Here is a 24,508-nt window from a genome sequence, read left to right as displayed (position 1 = left end):
TACCCGGTCGCTCCGTTGCGATGGTGCCCCGCCGGCGGTGCGGCTCCTTAATTACCTCCCGTACTACCTTGCTGCTTTACATTCCGTTCTTTAACTTCTTCCCCCCTCCCCCCCCCGCCCCCGGCGCCGTGGCCTGCCACTCCCCCACCGGCGAACTGCGCGAGCGCATCGTGCTGCCGGTCGGATACCCCACCAGCTGCGCCTTCGGCGGGGCCGGTCTGGGCTACCTGTTCGTGACCTCCGGCTGCCGTCCCGTGAGGCCCGACCGTCGATCCGCGGAGATCGCCCGGGGAGCCGGCTCCCTGTTCCGGCTCACGCCCGGCACCCGCGGACTGCCGACCAACAGGATGGTGATCTCGACATGGCCGCGCTGAACGGCACCACCAGCATCGTCACCGGCGCGGCGCGCGGGATCGGCCGCGCCGTCGCCTCCTGCCTCCATGACCTCGGCAGTCAGGTCGTCGCCGTCGACATCGACGACGCGGTCGCCGCCGACTCGCCCTGGCACCCGGTCGTCGGCGACATCACCGACCCCGCAGTCCACGACGAGTGCCTGAAGGCCGCGGCGGCCCTGCCCGGCACGCTCGGCGTCATGGTCAACTGCGCCTTCGCCGAGGAGCGCGCGCATCTGCTCGACAGCACCGACGAGGGCTGGGATCACACCCTGGCCGTCTCCCTTCGCGCACCGATCGCGCTCAGCCGCCGCTTCGTGGCCGCCCTGGACTCCCGCCCCGGCGCCATCGTCAACGTCACCTCCGTCCACGCGCACGCGGGCCTGCCCGGCTTCGGCGCGTACGCCACGGCCAAGGCGGGCCTGACGGCGTTCACCCGCACCGCGGCGGTCGAGTGGGGCCCGCTCGGAGTACGGGTCAACGCGGTGGCGCCCGGTTTCGTCGCCGTCGAACGCAACGCCCACGTCTGGCGCGACCCGCGGCTGCTGGACGACGTGGTGGCGCACTACCCGCTGCGCCGGGCCGGCCGGCCGGCGGAGGTCGCACGCTGTGTCGCCTTCCTCGCCGGCCCCGACGCCTCGTTCGTCACCGGAGCGGTCCTCCCCGTGGACGGCGGACTGCTCGCCCGGCTTCCGGAGGAAGATCGCTCATGACCGAACCGGTTCTCCAAGTCCGAGACCTCACCACCCACTTCACCACCGAGCGCGGTGTCGTCCGGGCGGTGGGCGGCGTGTCCTTCGACGTCCGGGCCGGCGAGACGCTCGCTCTGGTCGGCGAGTCCGGCTCGGGCAAGTCCGTGACCGCCATGTCCTTGATGCGCATCGTCAGGTCGCCGGGGCGCGTCGTGTCCGGCGAGGTGATCTACCGCGGACGCGACCTGCTCACGCTCTCCGACCGGGAGATGCGCGAGGTGCGCGGGGCCGGCATCAGCATGATCTTCCAGGATCCGATGTCGTCGCTGAATCCGGTGATGCGGGTGCGTGACCAGCTCGTCGAGGCGATGCTCGCGCACGGCAAGTTCACCGGGGCGCAGGCCCGCTCCCGCGCCCTCGACCTCATGGAACGCGTCGGCATCCCCGATCCGGATGCCAGGCTGACGGACTACCCCCACGCCTTCTCCGGCGGGATGCGCCAGCGCGTGATGATCGCGATGGCCCTCGCCAACGAGCCGGACGTCATCGTCGCCGACGAACCGACGACGGCGCTCGACGTCACCATCCAGGCGCAGATCCTCGAACTGCTGGCCGAGCTCAATCGCGACCTGGGCACGGCCATCGTGCTCATCACGCACAATCTCGGCGTGGTGGCGCGCTCCTGCCGGCGGGTGGCCGTGATGTACGGCGGACGGATCGTCGAACAGGCGCCGGTCGACGAGCTGTTCGCCCGGCCCCGGCACCCCTACACCCGGGCACTCCTGGCCGCGACGCCGCATCTCGCCACGCCCCGGCAGCTGCCCCTGCGGCCCATCGAAGGCCGGCCGCCCAACCTCGTGGCCCCCGTCCCGGGCTGTGCCTTCGCGCCGCGCTGCGAGGCCGCGGAGGACCGCTGCCACACCGAGCAGCCTCCCGTCTTCCGGCAGGAGAACCGCCACCGGGAATGGGCCTGCTGGGTCTCCGGTGCGGACGGCGTGCTCCCGCCACCGCCCCCGGCGGCTCCGATCACGGACCCCCTCGTCGAACGCGGCGTCCAGAAGCCGCTGTTGAGCGTGCGGGATCTGGTGAAGACGTTCCCGGTGAAGCGACGGACCGGATCACTGCGTCGCAGGACCGTCCAGGTCAGCGCGGTCGACGGCATCGACTTCTCGATCGCGCCCGGTGAGACGCTCGGCCTGGTGGGCGAGTCGGGGTGCGGGAAGTCGACCCTCGCCAAGGCCCTGCTGGGCATCCACCCGGCGACGTCGGGAGCCATCCAGTTCGACGGCCGGGACGTGGGAGTCCTGCGCGGCGGCGACCTGCGGTGGTACCGCGGCCAGACCCAGCTGGTCTTCCAGGACCCGATGTCCTCGCTCAACCCGCGCCTGACCGTCGCGGACGCCGTGGGCGAACCCCTCCTGGTGCACGGGCTCGCCCGCGGCGCCGAGGTGAAGCGCCGCGTGGCGGAACTCCTCGAACTGGTCGGCCTGGACCCGCAGGCGGCGTCGCGCTACCCGCACGAGTTCTCCGGCGGTCAGCGGCAGCGCGTCGTCATCGCCCGCGCTCTCGCGGTCAACCCCCGCCTGCTGGTGTGCGACGAGGCGGTGGCCGCCCTCGACGTGTCGCTGCAGGCCCAGATCGTGAACCTGCTCCAGGATCTGCAGCGGCGCCTGGGACTGGCCTACCTCTTCATCGGGCACGACCTCGCGACCGTCCGGCACATCTCGCACCGGATCATGGTCATGCACCTCGGTCACATCGTCGAGTCGGGACCCTCCGATGAGATCACGGCCCGGCCGCAACACCCTTACACCGCAAGCCTGTTGTCGGCGGTGCCCGAGCCCGACCCGCAGCGCGAGCGGGCACGCGAGCGCATCGTCCTGACCGGCGACGTACCCAGCCCGATCAGTCCCCCGCCCGCCTGCCGGTTCCACACCCGCTGCCCCATCGGTCCCAGGGCCAACCCCGAGCGGACCATCTGCGCCACCGAACGCCCGCCTCTGACCGAGGTGGCCCCCGGCCGCTACGCCGCCTGCCACTTCCCCGGCGAGCTGAGCGGCAGCGGTCTCGGTGCGACGCGGACCTCCGTCCTCGCCCCCTCGGGAGAGACATCATGAAGGCGTCCACCGCCGTCCGCGCGATCCGGGACACACGGCTCGTGGCGATCCTGCGGGGCTCCAGCACCGACCGCCTGGTGGCGGCGGCGGGGCTCCTCGTCGAGGAGGGCGTACGAGTGCTGGAGTTCCCGCTCACCGGTCCGGGCGCACCCGATGCCCTGCGTCGTACCGTCGAGGCCGCCGGCGGGTCCGTGGTGGCCGGCGCGGGCACCGTGCGCACGGTCGACGACGCTCGCCGGGCCCTGGAGGCGGGCGCACACTTCCTGGTGGCACCGAGCCTGTCGGTGCCGGTGATCGAGTACGCGCGGGCCCACGACACCGCGGTGCTGCCGGGCGCGTTCACCCCCACCGAGATCGCCACGGCGCTGGAGGCGGGCGCCGGACTCGTGAAGCTGTTCCCGGCGGCCTCGCACCGACCTGAGTTCCTGCGCCGGCTGCGCGTCCCCCTGCCCGAGGCCGGTGTCGTGCCCACGGGCGGTGTGGGACTCGACGACGCGGCCGCCTGGCTGGCAGCCGGCGCCGTCGCCGTGGGGATCGGCTCACCTCTGACCGGCGACACTCTGGAGACCGGGGACCTCGCCCGGCTGCGGGTGCGGGCCCGCGCATGGAAGGCTGCTGTCTCATGACCGTCGACGTGCTGACGTACGGCGAGACGATGGGGCTCTTCGAGAGCGAGCGGATCGGACCGTTGCGGATGGGGGGCCCTATGCGGCTGTCCATGGCCGGGGCCGAGACGACGGTCGCCATCGGCGTCAGCCGGCTCGGCGGCAGTGCCGCCTGGGTGGGCGTCGTCGGCGACGACGAGGTCGGCCGGCTCATCCTCCGCACCCTCCGCGCCGAGCAGGTGCAGACGGACGGTGTGGTCGTCGACCCCCGGACGCCCACCGGTCTGCTGCTCAAGGAGCGGCGCAGCGCCGGCTTCTCCCGCGTGTCCTACTACCGGCGGCACAGCGCCGGCGCCCGGCTCGCTCCGGAGCATGTCCTGCCCGAGCATGTGGCCGAGGCACGGATCGTGCACCTGTCGGGGATCACTCCGGCGCTGTCCGCGAGCGCCCGCCAAGCGGTCTTCCGCGCGCTGGAGTTGGCCGAGGAGGCCGGGCGAACCGTGTGTGTCGACCTCAATTACCGCTCGGCGCTTTGGACTGCGATGGAGGCCCGACCGATACTCATGGAAGTGATCAAGCGGGCCGACATCGTGCTCGCCACCCAGAGAGAGGCCGCCCTCCTGACGAAGCATCCGATGGCCGACCCCTTCGAGGCGGCCGCATCACTCGGCCGGCTCGGGCCCCGGCTCGCCGTCGTCAAGCGCGGCGCCGACGGTGCCGTGGCCTGGGACGACGGCCGCCTGCACGAAGTGCCGCCGCGTCCCGCGCAGACCCTCGACCCGGTGGGCGCGGGCGATTCCTTCGCGGCCGGGCTCCTGGTCGACCTGGCGCGCGGCCGCTCCGCCCAGGAGGCGCTCGACACCGCCGCGGCGGTCGCCGCCGTCAACGTCGCCTGCCCGGGCGACTGGGAGGGACTGCCGTCCCGGGCCGAGATCGACATGGTGCGGGGTGACGATGTACTCCGCTGACACCGACGACCAGGACGCCGCGCGGCGCCCCGACGGCGGCCCGCTGCCCAGCGCCACGCAGCCGCACGGCAGCGGTCTGGAGAGCCTGCGGCGCCGCAACACGGCGCTCGTCGCCAGGACCCTGCTGCACCGCGGGCCGTCGGCACGCTCCGAGATCGTCCATGCCACCGGGCTGAGCGCGACCAGCATGACCAAGATCACCGCGCAGATGGCGCGCGCCCGCATGCTGGTCGAACTGACCGCGGTGGCCGGGGGCAACATGGGGCGCCCCCGGGTGCCCGTGGCCCTCGACACCGCCTACTACCGGTTCGTCGGCATCCACATCGGACTGCGCCGCACCACCGGGGGCCTCCTCGACCTCGCCGGCGACGTCGTGACGGAACACGCCCTCACGCACCGCGGCAGAACGCAGAAGGCGATCCTCAACGAGGCCCGGGAGCTGCGCGACCAGCTCGTCACCGAGGCCGGCGGACCCGAGCGCGTCCTGGGTACCGGCGTGGCCACGGGCGGCCGGGTCGATCCGCACACGGGCGTCGTCGTCGACCACCCCCTGCTCGGCTGGAAGAACGTCCCGCTCGCGCAGGAACTGGGCACCGACGACGGCCGCCCGGTCTTCATCGACAGCAGCGTCCGCGCCATGGCGCTGGCCGAGACCTACCTCAGTGCCGCGCGGCACGCCGGCTCCTCGATCTTCCTGTTCATCGGCAACATCGTCGGCGCCGGCCTGATGGTCGACGGACGTCTCCGCCTCGGTCACGATGCCGCGGCGGGAACCATCGACCACCTTCCGCTCGGGCACACCGCGCAGGGAACGCCGTGCCGCTGCGGACGCACCGACTGCCTCGCCGCGCTGGCCAGCGACGTCGCCGTGCTCGAACGCGCGCGTCAGGCCGGAGTCGTGCCGTCCCACGCCTCCTTCGAGTCCCTCGTCACCAAGTCCCGCTCGGGCAGCGCACAGGCGGCGGCGCTGCTCAGGGAACGGGCGGAGCACGTCGGTACGGCCGCGGGCATCCTGCTGGATCTCATGGACCCCGACCTGCTCGTCCTCGGCGGCGGCCTGCTGCAGACCCCGGAACACCTCGACGCGCTCCGGGCGGCGGCCGCCGCCCGGCTCAGCCGCCCCACCGCGGCCGAACGCATCGTGCCCACCGGCCTCGGCGAAGGGTCCCTCGTTCGCGGATCGGGCAGCCTGCCGCTGCACGCCTTCTTCTCCGACCCCGTACCGATGCTGCCCGTCTAGCCCGGCTGGTCCGTCCAGCCCGTCGGGGCGGTGGCAGGGGACCCCTCCCACCGCGCCGACGGCCGCCGTCCGGCCGCATTCGGCGTGTTCGACGAGCAGGGCCCGCCTCCAGTCGTCCTCGGCGTGGCCGTGCAGCAGGCCGGCAAGGCCCTGCCCGTCGACGGTGGGGTTCAAGTCTCCCGCGGCACGGGTGTGGACGGGCTGTGCGGTGCGAACGTCGTCACCTCTGCCGTTCTCGTTCAAGGCGTAGGTGAAGACGCCGGTGTTGTGCGGGTACTGGCCGGAACGAAGGTGAGTTGCAAGGTCGACGGTTCGGATCAATTCGGCCGGTGGCCGGAATAAATCACGGCCGGTCCGACTCCCGGCACCGGCCGCCGCCGCTACGTTAATATCCACTTGGATACTAACTACGGAGGGACGGTCACCGTATGACCAGCACACTCATCGTCGGCGGCAGCGGCGGGCTGGGGAGTGTCATGGCCCAGCACTTCGCCGACCGCGGCGACGACGTCATCGTCACCAGCAGGGACAAGGCGCGTGCCGAGGCCATCGCCGCGCAGATCGGCGGCAGCACGCGCGGTCTGGCCCTCGACCTCGCCAGGCCGGAGACGATCAGCGCCTCGCTCGCGGACGTGACGGACGTCGACAACGTCGTCATCACCGCGGTCGGCCAAGCGGCCAACACACTGGCCCAGTTCGACATCACGGATGCCGTCTCGGCGGTGACCATGAAGCTCGTCGGCTACGCGGAGACCGTCCGCGTGCTGCGCGAGCGCTTCACCCCGGACGCGTCCGTCGTCCTGTTCGGCGGGCTCGCCAAGGAGCGCCCCTACCCCGGCTCGACCGTCGTCAGTACGTTCAACGCCGGCATCTCGGGTCTGGTCAGGACCCTCGCGATCGAGATCGCCCCGCATCGCGTCAACGCCCTGCACCCGGGCCTGATCGGCGACAGCCCCAAGTGGCGAGATGTCCCCGATCCCCCGCACTCGGCCCAGACGCCGATCGGGCGCCTGGTGACCATGGCCGAAATCGCCGACGCCACCGCGTTCCTGCTCCACAACACCGGAGTCAACGCGCACGACCTGCACATGGACGGCGGTCTGCTGGCCACCTGACCGGCGGAGCGCGTCGGCAGAGCGTGCTGGTGGATCAAAACTGCCGCCGATCAGCAGTTGGAGGCGGCTCAGGCGGTTCCCGGTCTCCGTGCCCGGCACCGGTTGCAGCATGAGAAGTCGCTGCCGGGACTGCGGGCTGGCGAGGACGACACAGTCCAGGTCGAGGCGTCCCACATGCTCGTTGAACACGGACTTCGTCGAGCAGTGCAGCGTCGACACCCTGTGCTGATCCCACATCCGGGCGAACTCCGCGCTTGCTTCCCGGAGTTCGGAGACCAGGTTCGTGGCAGCGGCATCGTGGCCGCGCTGGGCGACCGTGGCTCTCAGGTCCGCCACGTACGACAGGCTGGTCGCCTCTTCCTCCTGCGGCGACCCGGAGCGCAGCACGGAACGCCAGTGCGCGGAGGTGAACCAGTGCCAGGCCAGGTTCCTGTCGTGGCCGGGCCGCTCGGCGAACATGCCGAACAGGGCGATGTTCAAAGGGTTCTGTGCCACGACGTTGGAGAGGTCGTCGGAGATGAGCGCGGGTGTCGTGGCCGCCAGAGCGTCCAGTGTGTACTTCAGCCCTGGGTCGACGTAGTCCGCGGCCTCGGCGGGCGCCGGTGGCGCCTGCCCGGCCAGCAGATACAGATGGTGCCGCTCGTCGGGTGTCAGCCGCAGGGCGGTCACGAGGCTCGCGAGGATCGAGGCCGACGGCCGAGGACCGCGTGCCTGCTCGAGGCTCTCGTAGTAGGCCGTGGACATGTTGGCCATCGCCGCCACCTCGTCGCGGCGCAGCCCGGGCGTCCGGCGCCGGGCGCGCGGCGCGAGGCCCAACTCCTCGGGGCGCAGGGCCTCTCGGCGACGGCGGAGGAAGTCGCCCAGCTGGATCCGGTCCGTCACCTGGGTCCCCGGGGTGGGCCTCCGGTCCGCGTCCACGCCGGCGAGCAATTCGCGGGCCGCATCGAGAGATTGCGTCATGAGGTGCATCGTCGCACTCGAGCTCGCACGCATGCACACGGGCTGAACGCGCCCTCGCACGACGCACGGCACGACGCCCGTTTCATCCACCGCTCGTCACTACGTGGCTGAGCTGTTTCTCCGCCAACGACGCACACCTACGGTCCCGTTGAGACCGGATGGTCTTCCACGAGACGAAAGAGGAAGCATGCACATCACGACCCCCGTCGTCCTTGTCCACGGTTTCTGGCACGGAAGCTGGTGCTGGAGCCTGGTGGGTGAGCAACTCGCGAGCCGCGGAATCGCCTCGGTCGCCGTGGATCTCGACGGACATGGGCTCAAGAGCCGCTCGCCGCAAACTCGATGGCGGCGGCCGTTCGACTCCGGTGCCTTCGCCACCGAACCCTCGCCGATGGCCGGGATCACGGCGTCCTCCGCGGCCGAGGGCCTGGTCGAGCAGGTGCGGCGGATCGGGAACGGCCGGCCGTGCCTGGTGGTGGCGCACAGCATGGGCGGCACGGTGGCGACGGCCGCGGCCGAGCTGGCGCCGGAACTGTTCGCCGAGCTCATGTACGTGGCGGCGTTCGCCCCGGTCGGTGGGATGCCGGCGGCGCAGTACATCAACATGCCGGAGAACGTCGGGGAACTGGTGGCGAGCGGGCTTTCGGCGGACCCGGCCGCGGTCGGTGCGCTGCGCTACGACACGGGCGACAGGGACCGTAGAGCCGTGATCCGCGAGGCGTTCTACAACGACGACGTCGACGAGGCGACCGCCGAGGCCGCGATCTCCCTGCTGACCGCCGACGCACCGGCGGGCATCGCCCTCGAACCGATCAAGGTGACCGCTGGACGGTACGGCTCGATCCCGCACGGCTACGTCGTCTGCACCCGGGACAACGCGATACGGCCTGCGCTGCAGCGCCTCATGGTCCACGAGATCGACGCCGTCTCGGCCCGGCCGACGACGGTCGTGGAAATCGACTCCTCGCACTCACCGTTCCTCTCCCACCCGGCCGCCCTCGCGGACGTCGTCCAGGCGGCACACGCGGCCCTCCGCCGACCCGACCGGGCGGAGACCGCCGGGGTCTGACGCGGCCTGACACCCGTGCCCATTGCTGCCCCGAAGGGACCGCCTTTCCCCATGCCGAGCCAGACGACACAAGCCGCCGCGCACAGGACGCTCGTCCTGCGGTTGCTGCGGAAGCACGGTCCTTTGACCCGGGGCGAGTTGGCACCTCTGTGCGGCCTGTCCCGCACAGTGCTGCACGACACCGTGGGCGCGCTCATGGACAGCGGCACCGTGCGCGCCTCGGTGCCGGAGGCGGCGCGGCGCAAGCGGGGCCGCCCTGCGGAGGTCCTGGCCGTGAACCCCGGAACCGGCCTGCTGCTCGGCATCGAATTCGCTCGACGGGCGGTCCGGGTGGCCACGATGGACACGGCACACGGAATCGTCGGCGCCCTGGCGGAGGCACACGGGCCCGACACCCCCTGGCAGACCCGTGTCGACACGGCTTGGCGACTGGCGGACACCTTGACGAGCGGAACGCTGCGATCTGCCGCGCCGAACGGCATCGGTGTCGGGGTGGCCGGCCCTGTCAGTCAGGTTGGCGCGGTCGACCCGGTCAGCCCGCTCGAGCTGACCGGGCCTCAGCCGCCCACTCACAACCCGCTCCCAGCCCTCGTCCGCGAGCGCTTCGGCGCACCGATGCTGATCGACAGCAACGCCCGGCTGGCGGCACTGGCCGAGAGCATCTGGGGCGCCGCCGCCGGTCGGCATGACGTGCTCTACGTGCGGTTGTCGTACGGCGTCGACGGCGGCCTTGTGGTGGCCGGCGCACTCCACCGGGGCGGCCACGGGCGCTCCGCAGAAGTCGGCCACATCACCGTCGAACCGGGCGGCGCACCGTGCGAGTGCGGTGGGACGGGGTGCCTGCAGACGGTCGCCTCGCTCGAGGCCGTACTCGCCGCCTATCGCGCCGCCGGAGGCACGGCCGCGGACGTCCCGGAGCTACTGGCCGCGCTCAGGTCGGGCAACCGTACGGCGCATGCGGTCCTGGAGCAGGTCGGCGCTCACGTCGGCAGGGCGCTCGACGCGGTGAGCCACGCCGTCGGACCTGACATGATCGTCATAGGCGGCGAACTGGCCGACGCCGGCGCGCCCTTGATCGGGTCGATCGAACGCACCCTCAACACACGTACGGTGCACGGCATCGCCGGCCGACCGCTCGTGCGCCCGTCCCGCCTCGGCGACGCCGCCACCGCATTCGGCGCCATCGCCCAACTGATGCCGTAGCCGGGGAGAGCACCACGACCAGGGCTGCAGCTACGCTTCCACCGGCGCAGCGAAGCGGTCCCTGCGGATCTGGCTCAACCCGGCGCACGGACGAGACCTGCTCCGGCTCGGCTACGACCTGTGCTGGGCCACCACGTGGATGGCGGACGCCAATCGGTGGATTGCCCCGGTGCTCGGCCTTCCCGAACTCCCCTTCGTCGACTTCGGGGACGCCCTGCTCCGGGACCGCCCCGACGGAGTTCACTGGAAGACCTCTCCCCTGGTCGGCCTGCGCGAGGATGACTTCCGCACTCTTGCCGACTTCACCCGTTCTCTGGGCACTTCACATGCCACCGGCTGAGCCCGCCCCGGCCCAGAACCTGCTCATCACCCGAACGGCGGCAACCCCTTGCTCTCCAGGTGAGCCAGCAGCGCGTCGAGGCACGCGTCCGCCGTCGCCAGTTCCGTGCGGAAGAACGAGTCCTCACCCAGCGGCCCGCCGCCGACGATGACCATCCACGCCTTTCCGTGTTCCAGCATGCGATCCCCGTCGGCCTTGAACACGGTCGTGACCCCGCGTTCGGCCAGCCACTCCATCAACTCGAACAAGTCCACAGCGGCCCCCCTCGGGCTGGAACATCCCCGGGAGGTCGGCTCACTTCGGGGCGCGATCGGGAGGGCATCGTATGGGACAGGCTCCAGTCCTGTCCGTGGTTTCTGGTGCGGGTGGTTCGGGTGGGTTCAGGCGTTGGGCAGCCCATGGTGTGTGTGGATACGATGCTCAGCGTCGCATGTGCCTTCCGGTGAGGCCTTTGCGCATTTCGGTCCCGCGGGGGTATTGCTGTGGAAGCTCCAACCGTTGCCTGGCCGGCGCTTGCCGAGACCGACGGCGACCATGTCGGTTGGCAGTTCCGCCAGCCCGGCCTGAAGTCGCGGGCTCTGCCGTTCGCCCTGGTCGCCCTGGTGGCCACGGTGAGCGTGCTGGTGCCCCTCGGCCATGTGCAGTCGTGGCCGGAGTACGCGGTGAGCGTGGCGCTCCTGCTCGCCTGCGCCGGGGCCTTCTTCCTGCCGTGGCAGCGCCTGCCCGCGTGGACCACCGTCCTGGTGCCCCTGCTGTACACCCTTTCCGTCCTGGAACTGATCCTGGCCTCAGGTGTGGCTTCCGGCGTGGGCCTCGTACTGCTCGTCCCGCTGATCTGGTCGGTGCTCTTCCACCGCCGGTGGGAGTCGGCGTGCGTGGTGGTGGCCGTGGTCGCCGTCCAGGCGGTGTCGTCGGTCATCCAGGACGCACCCGATGCGGTGATCGTACGGCGCGTGGTGCTGTGGAGTGTCCTCGGCGCGTTGATCGCGGTGGCCGCCCATGGCCTACGCGACCGGATCAGGGGCTCGCTGACCGCCAACGCGGCACTGCAGGCGGAGGTGTCGCTGACCCGGGAGCGGGACCGTATCGCCGCCGATCTCCGCGACAGCGTCGTACGGAAGATCTTCAACGCCGGGCTGGATCTGCACGGTGCGGCCGCGATGATCGGCGAGGGGCCCGCGCGTGCGCGGCTGATGCACGGTGTGACCGAGCTCGACGAGGCGATCCGCGCCCTGCGGGAGAGCGTGTTCGACCTCGGCGACGAGCCCGACGCCTCGATAGGGGCCTCCGCCCACACCGAGCCCCACGACGGCTGACACCACACATCCACCCATCCACGCATCCACACGCTCACACGCAAGGCGTCCACCTCCGTGTAATTGAACGTTTCAAAATCGGCGACAGGCCGCGCGATCGGCGACTTCCTCGCACGTCAGCACCTTCATCGCCTCACCGCTCAACTACCGCCGCGCCACCTCCCATTGATGCACGACAGGCCGAACAAGCGGCCTACTGATCAGTTCTTGTGAGAAACCTTGACGGCCCATGTGCGTGCACATACCGTCTCCCGGCAGCGACTTTTAACGATTCAAAATCCTTGGCGATCCGAGGCCTTGCTGCCCACCCGAAGGGAGCTCAGCGCGTGCCCGCACAGCGCGTCCCCGCCACTCCTTCCCGCCGTCAGATCGTGTTCGCCGCGTCCGCCGCAGCGGCCGTCGCCGCCCTGCCCTCCCCCCTGGACCCATCCGCGCACGCGGCGCCCTCGGCCTCCCCGGCCGGCTCCATTGACTCTTCCGCGACCACCGGCGCGACCGATCCGGCGGGCCCGGAGAGTGCCCGGACATCCGCCGCGGAACCGCTCCTCACCGCCTTCCCGCTCTCCCAAGTCCGTCTGCTCGACAGTCCGTTCCTGGCCAACATGCGGCGCACCTGCGCCTACCTCCGGTTCGTCGACATCGACCGGCTGCTGCACACGTTCCGCGGCAACGTCGGCCTGCCCTCCACCGCGGAGCCCTGCGGCGGCTGGGAGGCGCCGAACGTGCAGTTGCGCGGGCACACCACCGGTCATCTGCTCAGCGCCCTGGCCCAGGCGCACGCCAACACCGGTGACACCGTCCATGCCGACAAGGGCCGCGCCCTGGTCTCCGCGCTGGCGCAGTGCCAGCAGGCCGCGCCCTCGGCGGGATTCCACCGCGGCTACCTGTCCGCCTTCCCGGAGTCGGTCTTCGACCAGTTGGAGACGGGCGGCAAGCCGTGGGCCCCGTACTACACCCTGCACAAGATCATGGCCGGCCTCCTCGACCAGTACCAACTGAGCGGCAACCGGCAGGCGTTCGAGGTCCTGCTGGAGAAGGCCGCCTGGGTGGACGCGCGGACGGCGCCGCTGTCCCACGAGCTGATGCAGACCGTGCTGAAGGTCGAGTTCGGCGGTATGAACGACGTCCTGACCCGGCTCTACCAGGTCACCGGCGACAGCGCCCATCTGCGCACCGCCCAGCGCTTCGACCACGAGGACCTTTACACGCCGCTGGCCGCCGGCCGCGACGAGCTCGCCGGGCGGCACGCCAACACGGAGATCGCCAAGGTCGTCGGTGCCGTCCCCGGGTACGAGGCGACCGGCGACCCCCGCTACCTGGACGTCGCGGACACCTTCTGGACGACGGTCGTCCGGCACCACTCCTACGCCATCGGCGGCAACTCCAACCAGGAACTCTTCGGCCCGCCGGACGAGATCGTCAGCCGGCTCTCCGAGGTGACCTGCGAGAACTGCAACAGCTACAACATGCTGAAGCTCGGCCGGCAGCTCTTCCTGCACCGCCCGCACCGGGCGGAGTACATGGACCACTACGAGTGGACGCTCTACAACCAGATGCTCGGCGAGCAGGACCCGGACTCCGAGCACGGCTTCGTCACGTACTACACCGGACTGTGGGCGGGTTCCCAGCGCCAGCCCAAGGGCGGCCTCGGCGCGGCCCCCGGAAGCTACAGCGGCGACTACGACAACTTCTCCTGCGACCACGGCACGGGTCTGGAGACGCACACGAAGTTCGCCGACAGCATCTACTTCCGCTCCCACGCGCCGCGGTCCCGGCCCACTTTGTACGTGAACCTCTTCATCCCCTCGGAAGTGCGCTGGCCCGAGGCGGGAGTGACGCTGCGTCAGGAGTCGGCCCACCCGACCGGCGACCGTACCCGCCTCACCGTCACGGACGGCACCGCGCGCTTCACGATGAAGATACGCATCCCGTCCTGGGTGTCCGACACCGGTCGGCCCGCCACGCTCCAGGTCAACGGCCGCCGGATCGCCGTGCCCCTACGGCCCGGCAGCTACACCGCGGTGGAGCGTGTGTGGCGTACCGGCGACGTGGTCGAACTCGCCCTGCCCCGGCGGCCCGTGTGGCGTCCCGCCCCCGACAATCCGCAGGTTTCCGCACTGTCCGTCGGTCCCCTGGTCCTGGCCGGGGAGTACGGCGACACCGCCCTCGCCACCCTCCCCACGATCCTGCCCGACACCCTGCAGGCCGCTCCCGGCCGACCCACCGAGTTCACCGCGGTCGCCGGTGGCCGCACGGTCACGCTGCGCCCCTTCCACCAGGTGCAGCACCAGCACTACAACGTCTACTGGGCGCACACCCCGCGGCCGAGCCGCGAGCGGGACATCGCCCGCTATCCCCTGAGCGAGGGAAGCGGCGTGACGGCCTCCGACACCACCGGCACCTTCGCCGGCGCCACGCTCGCCGGCGGTGCCACCTGGACGCGTGACGGTGATGCGACGGCCTTGGCGTTCGACGGGGTCAGCGGTCATCTGGCGCTTCCCGTGGGGCTGTTGAGCGGTCTGAACGAGCTGACCGTCAGTGTGCGAGTGCGGGTCGACAGCCTCGCCCCGTCCGCCCGCGTCTTCGACCTCGGGTACCACAAGGACACCTACCTCTTCCTCGCCGCGACCACCGGAGCCGGGCGCGCCCGTGCCGCGCTGAAGATCGCCGGCATGGAGGCCGAGGACGTGGTGGACGGCACCGCGCCCCTCCCCGTGGGGCGGTGGACGCACGTGGCCCTCACGCTCGGCGGCGGCATCGGCGTGCTGTACGTCGACGGCACGGAGGTCGGTCGCAACGCCTCCATGGTCAGCGGGCCGCTGCTGCTCGGCGCGACCAGCCGGAACTACCTCGGGCGGTCGCAGAACACCACCCACCCGTATCTGCACGGAGCAGTGCGCGACTTCCGGCTGCGCAACCGGGCGCTGAGCGCCGCGGACGTGGCACGGCTCGCCTCGGGCTGAGCGGACTTCCACCGCTCGAGCCAACCCAACGGCCCCTCCCTCATGACTGGTTGGGGCCCGGCCCATCAACTGCTTCGTACACCACGCACCAATCCTGAAAGGCCCATCAATGACGGCCCCACACTCCGAACAACCGCTCCCCAGACGCACTTTCGTCGTCGCGGCCGGCCTGGCCGGCGGCGCGCTCGCCACCGGTCTGCCCGCCGTCGCCTGGGCTGCCGACTCCGCCCCCGCCGCCGCATCCGCAGACACCGCCCGCCGCGGGTACTCCGCACCCGGCTTCGCCGACCCCGCCAAGGACAGCCGGCCCACGGTCTACTGGTACTGGAACGGCCCGGTCACCCCCGAGCTGGTCGACCGTCAGATGGCCGACCTGCGCGCCAAGGGCATGTACGAAGTCGTCCTGTTCTCCTTCGACAACGCCGAGATGCAGCCGGCCTTCTTCACCGAGGGCTGGTTCGACATCGTGGGCCATGTGCTGCGCACCGCCGAGAGCACCGGCATGCGGGTGTGGCTGTTCAACGACGACCACTTCCCGAGCGGCCGGGCCGGCGAGTACATCGTCAAGGGGGGCACGGTCGGCTCCCGCACCTACGCGCCCCGCCCCGAGCTGCGGCTGAAGGCCCTGTGGCGGTCGACCACCGTGGTGGAGGGACCGGCCACCGTCGACCTGCGCCGCAGCACGGGAGTCGGCGTCGAGGCGGGCCATCTGGTCGTGGACGCCGGGGTGTTGAACGGCGCCGCCGTCCTGCGGGGCGGCGAGAGCTGGACCGACTGCACGGTCAGCGGCAGCGCGAAGGCCGACCACACCGCCGCCGGGCTCGTCGTCCGCGCCACCGCCGACGGCTCCGGCGGGTACGCGGTCGGTTTCGACCAGACCGGTGTCGTCACCGTGCTCCGCCTGGCCCGGGGCACCGAGCCGGTGGAACTGCTGCGCAGCACCCGTACCGACGGATTCAACAAGACCAAGTTCCACACGCTGGCCGTCTCCGTGCGCGGCGGCAGCCTGTCCGTCACGCTGGACGGCCGGGACAAGGGCACCGTGACCGACGACCGGTACGCCTCCGGAAGTGTGGGCGTGCGCGCGGTCGGGGACGAGCGCGGGCTGTGGGACAGCCTGTCCGTCACAGCGGCCGACGGCGGCACCCTGTACACGTCGTCCTTCGACACCGCTGACGCCGCCGGGGACTTCCCCGAGCGTGCCGCCCTGGCATCGAAGGCCGTTGCCGCCGCGGCACGGCCCGCGGCCTCCGCCGACGCCTCCGACGTCGTCGACCTGACCGGCCGGCTGACCGGGGACGCCAAGTGGCAGGTCCCGGCCGGGCGTTGGCAGATCGACCTGTTCGGTGGTGTCACGCTGGTCGACGACAGCCAGGGCTACAGCCGCAGCTACGTGGATCTGCTCGACGACGAGCCCGTCGAGCTGTTCCTCGACATCGTGCCCGGCGAGTACCACCGGCGTTTCGGCCGGTACTTCGGCACCGTCGTCCCGGGGTTCTGGGACGACGAGCCGTTCTTCGCCTCCGCCGAGGCCCACTTCAAGCGCCTGCCGTGGTCCCCCACGCTGGACCGGGCACTGCGCGACGTGGGAGTCGAACCGGGCGTGGCGTACGCCAGTGCCTTCGACGACCTGGGGCGGCGCGGGCGCATCGCCCGCGGCCACTTCTGGCAGGCCGTGTCCAACCGGTTCGCCCGGTACTTCGAGCGGCAGGCCCGCTGGTACGACGAGCGCGGCGTGTCGCTGATCACCAATCCCCTCTACGACGAGACGTCGCCGGCCAAGCGCATACCGTCGACCGGTGACCTGCACAAGGTCAACCAGTGGGCGCAGGTGCCCGGCGGGGACATCATCACCGCCGAGTACGTGGCCGGGGAGCAGACCATGCTGCCCCGCAATCCGGTGTCCGTCGCCCATCAGATGGGCCGCGAACGGGCGTTGATGGAGATGTTCGGGAACATGGGCTGGCAGGTCACGCCCTCGTTCGTGCACGCGACGGTCGGCGCACAGGCAACTCGCGGTGTCAATCTGGCAGTTCTGCACGCGCTGTGGACCGACGAGACACACGTCTACTTCCCGCCGCCGTTCGGCCCCCGGGCCCCCTGGTGGTGGGCGATGAAGCCGCTGGCCGAGTGGATCGGCCGGGTGATGGAGGTCGGCCGCGGCAACTCGGCCGCACGGACCGCGCTGCTCCAGCCGCAGCGCGCGGCCGAGCAGTGGACGGGCACCGACCGGCAGGGCGAGGTGGACGGCGCGCTCGCCGACGCCGCCTACGCGCTGGAGCGGGCTCAGGTCGACTTCGACCTGCTCCACGAGGGTGCGCTCGCCGGTGACGATCAACTGCTGTGCCAGGCCCGGGTGCACGGCGGTGTCCTCGCCGTGGGCGCCGCCCGCTACGAGCTCGTCGTGCTGCCGGTCACGTACACGCTGGACGCGGCCTGCGTCCGTACGCTCGCCTCCTTCGTCCGCGCGGGAGGCACCGTGGTCGCCGTCGGTGAGCTGCCCGCCGACGACGCCGACGGCAACGACCGCTCGCTGACGCGCGGGCTGTCCGACCTGTTCGGCGACGCGGTGCCCGGCAGCCGCCGGTACGGCGCGGGACGGGCCGTACGGGTGGCGGGCGCCTCCGGTCTGCGGGCGGCCACGCACGAGGCCGGGGTCGCGGCCGCCGTCCTCGAACCGGCCGGTGACGCCGTGCGGGTGCTCCGCGTCACCCGGGGCACCGACACGGCGTTCCTGTTCAACAACGAGAGCGGCACCGCCGTCGAGACCACCGCCACGCTGCCCGTCGACGGCGTGCCCGAGCTGTGGGACCCGCTGACGGGCGACACCGGCCCCGCACCGCTGTACCGCACCTCCAGGCGGGGCATCCATCTGCCCGTCTCGCTCGCCCCGTACGAGACCCGGATCGCCGTGGTCCGGCGCGGCGGAGCGGCCGAGGCCCACCTGACCGGGTCGCCGCTGCCCGTCATCGCCGTGGCGGAGGCCGGCCGCTCCCTGCGCGTGACCGTCGAGGCCTCGGCACCCGGGGAGCACCGGCTCACCGGCGTCGCCGGCGGGCACGCGTACGAGGGCACGGTCCGCATGGACGACGCACTCGCTCCCCTCGCGGTCACGGGCGACTGGACCCTCACGCTGGAGCGCGACGGCGCGACTCCCGTCACGGGTCCGCTGGGCAGCTGGACCGGCGTCGACCGGCTGTTCTCCGGCAGCGGCACCTACACGATCACAATCCCCGTGGAACGCTCCGTGCTCGACGGGCGGCGCGTCCTCCTCGATCTGGGTGATGTGCGGGACGTCGCGGCCGTGACCGTCAACGGCACGCCTCTTGAGCCCCTGTTGTGGGCGCCCTTCGTCGCCGACGTCACCGACTCCGTGGTGGCGGGCGACAACCGGCTCGAGGTCCGGGTCGCCAACACCCTGTCCAACGAACGCAACAAGCCGCTGCCCTCCGGGCTGCTCGGCCCGGTGACGTTCCGCTTCCGCCGCCGGGTCACCACCGACCTGAGGCGCGTGTGAACCGCCGCGACGCCCTCGATCGGTCCCCGTACCCCCGAAGGATCACAAGGATCACCATGCACAGAACCAGCAGACGCGGCGGTCCTCGCCGCGCCCTCGTCCTGCCCGCCGCCGTGACCGCGTTCGCCACCGTGCTGGCCGGAGCGGTGACCGCCGACGCCGCGGCGGACATCACCATCACCCCGTCCGGCCTCAGGACCCAGCACCTGAGCCAGGCGCTCGGCATCGACGACACCACGCCCGACCTCAGCTGGCGGACCACCGCGCACGCCGCGAACGCCCTGCAGGGCGCCTACCGCGTGCAGGCCGCCAGTTCCCTCCAGCGGCTGCGGTCCGGACGTCCCGACCTGTGGGACTCGGGCAAGGTGGCGTCGGCCGTGCCGGAGACGACGTACGACGGCCGTGCGCTTGGATCGCGCACCCGCGTGTACTGGCGCGTCATGCTCTGGTCGCAGGGCGGGCGCCAGGCCTCCGGCTGGAGCGACCCGGCCGCGTTCGAGACGGGTCTGACGCGGTCCTCCGACTGGGGCGCGGACTGGATCACGCATCCGGACTGGCAGCTGAGCCGGCGCAGCGTCGACCCGGTGGTCGTCAAGGTGCCCCGCACCACGGCCCGTTACGTCCGCCTGGACGTCACCCGCCTCGGCCTTCCGCTGGAGGAGAACTTCCCCGCCCGCACCTGGCGGCTGCAACTGGGCGAGATCGACGTCCGCGACTCCGTCACCTCGGCAGGCGGCCTGGCCAAGGGCGCCGCCGTCACCGCGTCGGAGACCAACACGGTGCGCAAGACCTGGGAGCCGGCCCTGGCCGTCGACGGTCTGCCCAACAGCGCCCTGCAGACCGCGGCCGGCTACGCCAGTGCCGCCCACGACTCCGCGGACGTGTCCGACCGTCCTGTGACCCTGACCCTCGACCTGAAGTCGGCCAGGACCTTCGACGAAGTGGCCCTCTACCCGCGGGCCGACGTCCTCACCGACGACGGGCGCGTCCCCAACTTCCCCGTCGACTACCGCCTGTCGGCGGGTGACGCGGCGGACGGTTCGTTCACCGATCTGGCCCAGGTCACCGGCGGGCAGGCGCCCAAGCCGTACCTGCCGGCCGGACTGCCCCTGCTCGCAAAGGACTTCACCCTTCCGCGTGCCGTGCGCAGCGCCCGCCTCTACATCGCCGGGCTCGGCGTCTACGACGCCACCCTCAACGGGAAGGCGGTGGGTGACGCCGTCCTGGAGCCCGCCAACACCACGTACGACAAGCGCGTTCAGTACGCCACCTACAACGTCACCGACCGGCTGCGCGCCGGTGCCAACACCATCGGTGTCGCCCTCGGCAACGGCATGTCCAACGTCGTCAGCACCGCCGACCGGTACCGCAAGCTCTACGGCGACATCAGCGACCCCAAGCTCATCGCCCGGCTGGAGGTGACCCTCGCCGACGGCAGCGTCCGCACGGTCACCAGCGGCGGCGACTGGCGTGCCACACTCGGCCCGACGACCTCCTCCAACTGGTACGGCGGCGAGGACTACGACGCCGGCCGCGAGATCCCGCACTGGGACGAGCCGAACGGCGACCGCTCCTCCTGGGAGCGGGCCGTCTCGGTGCCCTCCCCCGGCACCGAGCGGGCCCCGGCCGTCCTCAGCGCCCGCGAGACGGAACCGATCCGCGACGTGGAGACGCTCACCGGCAAGGAGGTCGACGGCGCCGCGGGCAGCCACGTCTTCGACCTCGGCCGCAACATCGCCGGCTGGCCGGAGATCACGGTCGGCGGCGCCCCCGCCGGGACCGAGATACGCATCTACCCGGCCGAGAGCCTCAAGGACGGGCACGCCTTCCAGTCCATCAGCAACGTCGGTGCCCCGCTGTGGGACAGCTACACCACCGGCTCGACCCGCACCGCCACCTGGCACCCGACCTTCAGCTACCACGGGTTCCGGTACCTGGAGCTCAAGGGCGTGCCCGCGGGCGCGACGGTCACGGTCCGGGGCAGGGTCCTGCACACCGACAACGCCTCCGCCGGTGACCTCACCACCTCCGACCCGCTCGTCAACGGCATCCACTCGCTGATCCGCCGCGCCATCGAGGGCAACATGATGGGCGTCCTCACCGACTGCCCCAGCCGGGAGAAGCTGGGCTGGCTGGAGCAGGACCAACTCGTGTTCCCCGCGCTCGCCGCCAACTTCGACATGGAGGCCCAACTCCGCAAGATCGTGCGGGACATGGCCGACGCGCAGACCGAGGACGGGCTGATCCCGAGCACCGTGCCGGAGTACACCAGCCTGCCGGGCGCCTACCGCAACGACTCCAACTGGGGCGGTGCCTTCGTCCTCGTACCGTGGCAGCTCTACACGACGTACGGCGACCTCGGCACCCTGCGCACGTACTACCCGCGCATGCGGCAGTACGCGGCCTTCCTGGACAAGCAGGTCTCCGGCGGCATCCTGGACTACGGCCTGGGCGACTGGTTCACGCCCGACCGCACCTTCCCGCGGGCCGTGGCGGGCACCTACGGCTACTGGCGTGTCGTGGACACCATGGCGCGGATCGCCACCCTGCTCGGCGACAAAGCCGCGGCCGACGGCTACCGGGCGAAGGCCGACGCCAGTGTCCGGGCGCTGTCGGACGCGTACTACTCCCCCGCGACGGGCACGTTCGGCGGTGGCGGCCAGGGCGCCGAAGCCCTCGCCCTCGACATGGGCGCGTACCCGGCGGGCGAACGGGACCGTCTCCTCGGCCACTTCACCTCCTCCGTCGAGGCCGCCGGCCACCATCTGCTGCTCGGCGAGATCTCCCTGCCTGCCGCCTTCCGGGTGCTGTCCGCCGCCGGTCGCGACGACATCGTCGAGAAGATCGCCACGCAGACGACCAGCCCCAGCTACGGCTACCAGGTCCTGGCCGGCAACACCACGCTGGGCGAGTCCTGGGACGGCGGTCCGGGCCAGTCGCAGAACCACTTCATGCTCGGCGCGATCGACTCCTGGTTCACCACGCGCGTCGCGGGCATCGACCAGACGGCCGACTCCGTGGGCTACCGCGAGCTCCTGATCGACCCGGCGGTGGCCGGCGAGCTGACGTCGGCGTCCGGCTCCTATCGCACTCCCTACGGCATGGCGCGCACCTCCTGGCACCGGACCGGCGACCGGTTCCGGCTGAGCGTCGACGTCCCGGCGGGCAGCACGGCCGAGATCCACGTCCCGGCTGCCGAAGGCCGGGCCCAGGCCCCGCGCGGCGCACGCCTGCTGCGGGCCCGCGGCACCGAATCGATCTACCAAGTCGGCTCCGGGCACTGGCAGTTCGAGTCGGTCATGCCGTCGTCCTAGCGCCCGCGGGGGCACGCCACACGGACATGCATGGCCGACGATCCGACCACCGTCCGACATATCGAACGAGAGAAGGGGCACTGCACATGGCACCGCACCAGTTGCCACGACGACACTTCCTCGGCACCGTGGGCGCGGCCGGCCTCGCCGGTGCGTCGCTCGGCCTCGTGCCGGGCACCGGGCGGGCCGAGGCGGCCCCGTCCGGTGCGGACGTCGCCGCGAGCGCGTCCGCCGGGCACGGGACCGGCTTGCCGTACCCGACGCAGCGGCGGCCGTTCGCCATGCCCGGCGTCAGGGAACAGGACTGGACCGGCGCGCTGTTCGTCGGCACCGGCGAGTCCCGGTTCGCCCTGCGCGTCGGACTGCTCACCGAGCAGGGCAAGTTGCTCCGCGAGAAGATGACCAACTACCTCTGGCGGATCGGCCCGATGACGCCGGACGGCGCGTACAAGGAGGTGCAGGTCACCACCGACGACCGCACGGTCATGCCGGCGCACCTGGAGGCGCTGCGCGAGGTGGTCGCACACCCCGACCAGTGGTCGCAGAGCGAGGTGGCCGACGCCACGGCGAAACTTCCGCAACTGCAGAAGAAGTACGACCAGGCGCAGAGCGAGAAGCACACGATACGGGTGCGGTACGCCCGTACCGGCGACGGCAGCGCCTTGGTCGGCGCCGTCACCGCGCTCGACGACGACACCACCGTCGTGCTCGAACTCTCCTCGCCCTGGGGCGAGTCGGCGTCGTTCGCGGTGGACGGTGGTGGCCTGACGGGCAGCGCTCCGGGCCTGCTGGACCCGACGATCACCGGTCACGTACGCCTGACACCCACCGAACCCGCCGACGGCAGCGGGAGTTACGCCTCGGTCGCCGACCTGACGGCCGCCGTGACGGGCGGCAGCGGCGCGGCGGGCACCGCCGTAGCGGCGCTGATCCACCGGCTCGACAAGGGACGGACGATCACCTTCGCCGCCCGCGTCGACGACCACCCGGTCGATGCCCGGACGCCGGAGGCGCACGAGGTGGAGCACACGCTCGCCGCCGCGGGCGCACATGTCCGTGGCGCCAACCTCACCGGTTCCGGACCGGTGGGGCGGGCGGCGGACGCGGTGCGCGACGCCCTGTCGCTCAACACGAACTACGACCGGGAGCGCCGGCGGAACTTCGTCATGTGGGGATGGGGCGGTGGCGGCGGCCTGTTCACGGGCTGGGACTCCGCCTTCGACGCCGTGGACGCCGCTCTGGTCAGCCGCCCGCTCGCCATCCAGCACGAGACGGACGTCTTCGAGGCGCCGGCCCCGCCCAACCAGGTCCCGCTGCCGGGGCCGCGCTACGACCAGCAGAACTCCGGGCCCATGCACGCGTACGCCGCGTGGCGGCTTTACACCAAGTTCGGCGACCGCTCGGTGCTGGAGAAGACCTATCCGGCGCTCGTCACGTTCCACGACCTCCTGCCCGAGTGGGACACCGACGGCGACGGCTTGCTGGAGACGCCCTACTTCGGGGACCGGATCGGCGGCCGGGGCAACCACCTCGGCCTGGACGACAGTCCCGTCTACGCCTCCTACCACCGCATCCCCAAGCAGGGCGGCAGCGGCGACAAGCGCGACAACACCGACCTGACCGACGTGGCGCTCAACTCCTACTACGCGCTGCTGGCCGAGACCCTGGCCAAGATGGCGCGCGTACTCGGCAGGCCACAGGACGCGCTACGGTACGCGGCACAGCACGACACGATCCGGCGCCTGCTCAACGACCGCCTGTGGCACCCCGAAAAGGGCCTGTACCTGAGCCGCTACCTCGACGGCACCTGGAACGAGGTGGTCACGCCGACCGTCTTCTACCCGATGTTCGCGGGCCTCGCCACGCCCGAGCGGGCACGGATCCTCGTCGAGCAACACCTCCTGGATCCGGAGGAGTTCTGGGGCGACTACGTCGTCCCGAGCGTCGCCCGCAACGACCCCTCCTACTGCTCCGGCGGCCCGGTGCACCCGTCCTCCGAGCACTTCCGCTTCTTCGACCGCTACGGCGAGGGCACCGCCCCGGAGCAGTGGAAGGGCGCCGTGTGGCCCCCGATGAACGCCACGGTCTACGACGGCGTCAAGCGGTACGGCTTCGACGACGTGGCCGCCCGGTTCGCCGCCCGCAGCACCGCGATGTACCTCGACGCCTGGGACAAGGAGAACTGGTTCCCGGAGTCCTTCGACCCCGAGCCCGGACAGTCGATCATGGACTCCGCGGTCGACACCGCCTGGCGCACCTACTCCTGGTCCAACGCGATGGCCGTGCAGGGCCTGCACGAACTCGTCTCCGACAACCCCTGGGACGGCGACCCCTCCGCCCTCATGTTCGGCACGCTCGCCCTCCCGGGCACCAACACGGTCGCCAACGTGGAACTGCGCGGCCACACCTACGCCGTCTCCGCCGGGCCCGACAGGACGACTCTCGTACGGGACGGCCGCACCGTCTTCCGGGCCACCGGCGCCCGCGTCGCGGTCCGCGACTTCGTGCTCCGCCGCTCCGGGGCCACCTTCGACATCAACGCCGACGGACCCGCCCGCGTCGAGGTGTTCACCGAGGACGGCCGGACCCGTGGGCGGAAGGTGCCCCGCGGCCGCACCCACATCTCCCTCTGAACGACCGCCCAACACCCCTGCACCCCCGCCCCTGACCCGATGTATCCGGAGAACAAGGGAGAAC

The 24,508-nt window shown here is 71.6% G+C and carries 16 protein-coding genes and 2 pseudogenes; 16 read left to right on the top strand and 2 right to left on the bottom strand.

Going from position 1 to position 24,508, the window contains the following annotated elements; all coding sequences use genetic code 11:
* Nucleotides 1-128: 128 nt before the first annotated feature.
* The 8 genes from ACFU97_RS18305 (at nt 129) to ACFU97_RS18270 (ending at nt 7,129) form a co-directional block, all read left to right on the top strand.
* Nucleotides 129-374: an SMP-30/gluconolactonase/LRE family protein gene (locus ACFU97_RS18305; protein WP_384257306.1), complete on the top strand. Its 246-nt coding sequence runs from the start codon at nt 129-131 to the stop codon at nt 372-374.
* Nucleotides 362-1,105 carry an SDR family NAD(P)-dependent oxidoreductase gene (locus ACFU97_RS18300; RefSeq protein WP_384257304.1) on the top strand — a complete coding sequence of 248 codons (744 nt, stop codon included), beginning with the start codon at nt 362-364 and terminating at the stop codon, nt 1,103-1,105. Before ACFU97_RS18305 ends, ACFU97_RS18300 begins: the two co-directional genes overlap by 13 nt.
* Nucleotides 1,102-3,201, top strand: coding sequence for a dipeptide ABC transporter ATP-binding protein (locus tag ACFU97_RS18295; RefSeq protein ID WP_384257301.1), 2,100 nt, complete (start codon nt 1,102-1,104; stop codon nt 3,199-3,201). The genes ACFU97_RS18300 and ACFU97_RS18295 overlap by 4 nt, the downstream gene beginning before the upstream one ends.
* Nucleotides 3,198-3,827 carry a bifunctional 4-hydroxy-2-oxoglutarate aldolase/2-dehydro-3-deoxy-phosphogluconate aldolase gene (locus ACFU97_RS18290; protein WP_384257299.1) on the top strand — a complete coding sequence of 210 codons (630 nt, stop codon included), beginning with the start codon at nt 3,198-3,200 and terminating at the stop codon, nt 3,825-3,827. The genes ACFU97_RS18295 and ACFU97_RS18290 overlap by 4 nt, the downstream gene beginning before the upstream one ends.
* Nucleotides 3,824-4,774, top strand: coding sequence for a sugar kinase (locus tag ACFU97_RS18285; protein ID WP_384257297.1), 951 nt, complete (start codon nt 3,824-3,826; stop codon nt 4,772-4,774). The genes ACFU97_RS18290 and ACFU97_RS18285 overlap by 4 nt, the downstream gene beginning before the upstream one ends.
* Entirely contained in the window at nt 4,761-6,014 is a 1,254-nt protein-coding gene (locus ACFU97_RS18280; RefSeq protein WP_384257294.1) for an ROK family protein, read from the top strand. Before ACFU97_RS18285 ends, ACFU97_RS18280 begins: the two co-directional genes overlap by 14 nt.
* Nucleotides 6,015-6,137: 123 nt before the next feature.
* Nucleotides 6,138-6,356: a hypothetical protein gene (locus tag ACFU97_RS18275; RefSeq protein ID WP_384257291.1), complete on the top strand. Its 219-nt coding sequence runs from the start codon at nt 6,138-6,140 to the stop codon at nt 6,354-6,356.
* A gap of 86 nt (nt 6,357-6,442) precedes the next feature.
* Complete coding sequence (locus ACFU97_RS18270; RefSeq protein WP_384257289.1) at nt 6,443-7,129, top strand: SDR family oxidoreductase; 687 nt, start codon at nt 6,443-6,445, stop codon at nt 7,127-7,129.
* A 72-nt stretch (nt 7,130-7,201) separates the two neighbouring features.
* Here the strand turns inward: ACFU97_RS18270 and ACFU97_RS18265 are convergent.
* Nucleotides 7,202-8,089 (bottom strand): annotated as a pseudogene (locus tag ACFU97_RS18265) (helix-turn-helix transcriptional regulator); the annotation flags it as partial.
* Between the two features lie 187 nt (nt 8,090-8,276).
* Between ACFU97_RS18265 and ACFU97_RS18260 the strand changes: the two are divergent.
* From ACFU97_RS18260 to ACFU97_RS18250, 3 genes and pseudogenes are all read left to right on the top strand, one after another.
* On the top strand, nt 8,277-9,158 hold the full coding sequence (locus ACFU97_RS18260; protein WP_384257286.1) for an alpha/beta hydrolase: 882 nt from the start codon (nt 8,277-8,279) through the stop codon (nt 9,156-9,158).
* A 51-nt stretch (nt 9,159-9,209) separates the two neighbouring features.
* Complete coding sequence (locus ACFU97_RS18255) at nt 9,210-10,361, top strand: ROK family protein (protein WP_384257282.1); 1,152 nt, start codon at nt 9,210-9,212, stop codon at nt 10,359-10,361.
* A 37-nt stretch (nt 10,362-10,398) separates the two neighbouring features.
* Nucleotides 10,399-10,701, top strand: a pseudogene (locus ACFU97_RS18250) (hypothetical protein); the annotation flags it as partial.
* A gap of 26 nt (nt 10,702-10,727) precedes the next feature.
* Here the strand turns inward: ACFU97_RS18250 and ACFU97_RS18245 are convergent.
* Nucleotides 10,728-10,955: a hypothetical protein gene (locus ACFU97_RS18245; RefSeq protein ID WP_384257280.1), complete on the bottom strand. Its 228-nt coding sequence runs from the start codon at nt 10,953-10,955 to the stop codon at nt 10,728-10,730.
* 228 nt (nt 10,956-11,183) lie between these two features.
* Between ACFU97_RS18245 and ACFU97_RS18240 the strand changes: the two genes are divergently transcribed.
* From ACFU97_RS18240 to ACFU97_RS18220, 5 genes are all read left to right on the top strand, one after another.
* Nucleotides 11,184-12,017: a histidine kinase gene (locus tag ACFU97_RS18240; protein WP_384257277.1), complete on the top strand. Its 834-nt coding sequence runs from the start codon at nt 11,184-11,186 to the stop codon at nt 12,015-12,017.
* A gap of 326 nt (nt 12,018-12,343) precedes the next feature.
* Nucleotides 12,344-14,980, top strand: coding sequence for a beta-L-arabinofuranosidase domain-containing protein (locus tag ACFU97_RS18235; protein ID WP_384257273.1), 2,637 nt, complete (start codon nt 12,344-12,346; stop codon nt 14,978-14,980).
* A 109-nt stretch (nt 14,981-15,089) separates the two neighbouring features.
* Nucleotides 15,090-18,497, top strand: coding sequence for a glycosylhydrolase-like jelly roll fold domain-containing protein (locus ACFU97_RS18230; protein WP_384257271.1), 3,408 nt, complete (start codon nt 15,090-15,092; stop codon nt 18,495-18,497).
* A gap of 56 nt (nt 18,498-18,553) precedes the next feature.
* The gene (locus tag ACFU97_RS18225) at nt 18,554-21,811 is read left to right on the top strand and encodes a family 78 glycoside hydrolase catalytic domain (RefSeq protein WP_384257268.1); all 3,258 of its coding nucleotides are present in this window, start codon (nt 18,554-18,556) and stop codon (nt 21,809-21,811) included.
* Nucleotides 21,812-21,897: 86 nt separating this feature from the next.
* A complete protein-coding gene (locus ACFU97_RS18220) occupies nt 21,898-24,444 on the top strand; it encodes a trehalase family glycosidase (protein WP_384257265.1) in 2,547 nt (848 codons plus the stop codon).
* Nucleotides 24,445-24,508: the final 64 nt, after the last annotated feature.

It is taken from the genome of Streptomyces sp. NPDC057616 (assembly GCF_042800575.1).
GTDB lineage: Bacteria > Actinomycetota > Actinomycetes > Streptomycetales > Streptomycetaceae > Streptomyces.
Note: the sequence above shows the minus strand (reverse complement) of the source record. Positions and strands in the feature narration are given on the sequence as shown.